Here is a 2,633-nt window from a genome sequence, read left to right as displayed (position 1 = left end):
GCCTGCTCGGTGAGGAGGGCCAGCAGCCCCGCCACCGCCGTCGTCTTGCCCGTGCCCGGGCCGCCGGTGAGCACGGTGGTCCACTGCCCGGCCGCGGCCCGCGCGGCGTCCCGCTGCTCGTCGTACCCCTCCGGGAAGACCCGGGCTGCACCGGCGGCGAGCCGGGCCGGGTCCACCACGGGCCGCGGCTGGGCGGCCCGGGCGAGCAGGTCGCGGCAGACCTGGTCCTCCTCCCGCCAGTAGCGGTCGAGGTAGACCAGCCCACGCTCGACCCGCACCACGGACGCCGCAGCGAGCGCGCTGCCGGCCACCCGGTCGGTCCACGTCCCCGGATCCGGCCAGGGCAGGTCCGGGAGCAGGGTGAGCACCTCGGCCAGGTCGACGCACACCGAGCCGTGCCGCACGGCACGCACCGCCAGGGCCACCGCCAGCCGCACGGTCTCGTCCGGCTCCTCCACGAGGTCGGCCACGCGGACGGCGACGTGCACGTCGGCGGCCTCCAGGACCCCGGCGCGGTTGGCCGCGCCGAGCAGCCCTCCGGCGCGATGCACCAGACGGGGGTCCCAGCCGCCGTCGGGCTCGAAAAGCTCACTCACCCGACCCCTCCCGCCAGCAGGTCGGAGACGCCGGTGACCAGCGCGGCCGACGGGGCCCAGCTGAACACGCCGGCCGGGTGCCCGGCGACCACCGGGGTGCCGGGGCCGCACATGCCCCGCAGGTAGAGGTACAGCACGCCCCCCAGGTGCTGCTCGGGGCGGTAGCCGGCCAGCCGACCGCGCAGGTGGCGGTGCAGCACCACCGAGTAGAGCAGCGCCTGGAGCGGGTAGTGGGAGTGGAGCATGGCGTCGGCGAGCTGGTCGGGACCGTAGTCGGCGGCCGTCGCGGGCCAGCCCGGCCGGTGCAGCAGGTTGGTCTTGTAGTCGGCCACCAGGAACCGCGGCGCCTCGGGCACCGGGACCCGCAGCACCACGTCGATCGAGCCGGACAGGTAGCCGCGCAGCGGCTGGTCGCCCAGGGGCGGCCGGGCCAGTCGGTCGGGGTACGGCGCCAGCGGGTCGTCGGGGGCCAGGTGCCGGCGCCACAGCGGGGCCAGGTCACGCAGCCGGACCCGGCGCGCCGGACCGCGCCGGTCGCCGCCGGCCAGCGGGAACTCGAAGTCGAGCTCGCAGAGCCGGTCGCCGCGCCCGATGTCGGCCAGGGTGAGGCCGGGGCACAGCGGGCCGAGCGGGGTGGCGTACGCCGGGAGCAGCCCCTCGACGATGGACTCGGGGGACGCCTCGACCGGCCACCAGGCCAGCTGCTCGACCACCTGCGCGAGGAGCTCGGCCCGCAGGTCGGTGGCCTGCGGGTCGGCCCGCTCCAGGACGGCGTGCACGAGGCTGCCGAAGGTTGCGCCCGCCGGCAGGTCGGCCATCGGGGTGGCCGGGGGCGAGGTGGCCGGGCTGGTGGTGGGGCCGTCCTCGTCGAGGTCGTCGACGTGGGCGGGCTCGTCCTCCAGCGGCGTCTGCTCGGGCTCGGACGCCACACCCGGCGCCGGCTCGTCCACGCGGATCAGCCCGGAGTAGGAGGTCCGCCTCCAGTCGGTGTCGACCGGACGGTCGAAGTCCCGCACGGTGAGCGGTCCGGGGTCCTCGGCCCGGGCCGCCGGGGTCGTCGTGGTGGCCGTCGACGGCTCCACCGCGGGCCCGCCCAGTGCGGCGAGAGCAGCCAGCACGGCCTCCTCGTGGTCCTGGTCGCGCACGGGCTGGCGGTGGGGCACCTCGGCCTCCCCGGGGCGCCGGCCGAACAGCAGCCGGTGCAGCCCCCCGAACGGGGTGTTCGGCGTCGGTGCCCACCAGGTCACGACCTGGGACTGGGCCCGGGTCAGCGCGACGTACAGGGTCCGCAGCTCCTCGCCGGCCTCCTCGGCCTGGTGCCGCACGACGTGGTCCTCCCACCGGGGACCCTCCCCCGACACGTCGAGGGTGCGGGTGCCCGCGTCGTCGTGGAACAGGGCGGCGCGCACCGGGTGCTGGTAGGTCTCGAACCCGAAGGGCAGGTAGAGCACGGGGTACTGCAGCCCCTTGCTGGCGTGGATCGTGACGATCTGCACCGCGGCCGCGTCGCTGTCCAGGCGCCGGGTGCGCTCGGTGGAGGGGGTGTTGCGCAGCCGCTCCTCCCGGAACCAGTGCAGCAGCGCGGTGAGCCCGAGACGCTCCCGGCCGGCGGTCTCGTGGAGCAGCTGGGCGATGTGCCGCAGGTCGGTCAGCCGCCGCTCCCCCTCCTCGTGCTGGAGGACGCGTGCGGTCAGCCCCTGCTCGTCGGCGGCCTCGAAGAGTGCGGCCACCCCGCGCGTGCGCAGCAGGACCGCCCAGCCGCGCAGCACGTCGGCGACCCGGTCGGTGACCTCGTCGCCACCGGCGACCAGGCCGGCGGTGGTCTCCCCGAAGAACGCCGTCACCGCGGCGGCCCGGACCCGGCCCGACCGGTGCGGCTGCTCGAGCGCCTCCAGCAGCGCGAGGAACTCCTCGGCGGCGGGCGTGAGCAGCACGTGGCCACCGCCGGCGACCACCGACGGGACCCCCCGGGCGGTGAGCTGGTCGTGCACGAGCGCGCCCTGGTCGCGGGTCGCGACGAGCACGGCGACGTCGGCG

General features: G+C 76.8%; 1 protein-coding gene and 1 pseudogene. Both read right to left on the bottom strand.

Annotated elements, in window-relative coordinates; translation table 11 throughout:
* Positions 1–596 (bottom strand): annotated as a pseudogene (locus tag PLP61_RS16405) (exodeoxyribonuclease V subunit alpha); the annotation flags it as partial.
* Positions 593–2,633 (bottom strand): 3'-5' exonuclease (locus PLP61_RS16400; protein ID WP_324503835.1); only part of this gene is annotated, 2,041 nt, incomplete at its 5' end. The gene PLP61_RS16400 and the pseudogene PLP61_RS16405, both read right to left, overlap by 4 nt.

Source organism: Nocardioides sp., assembly GCF_035429765.1.
GTDB lineage: Bacteria > Actinomycetota > Actinomycetes > Propionibacteriales > Nocardioidaceae > Nocardioides.
Note: the sequence above shows the minus strand (reverse complement) of the source record. Positions and strands in the feature narration are given on the sequence as shown.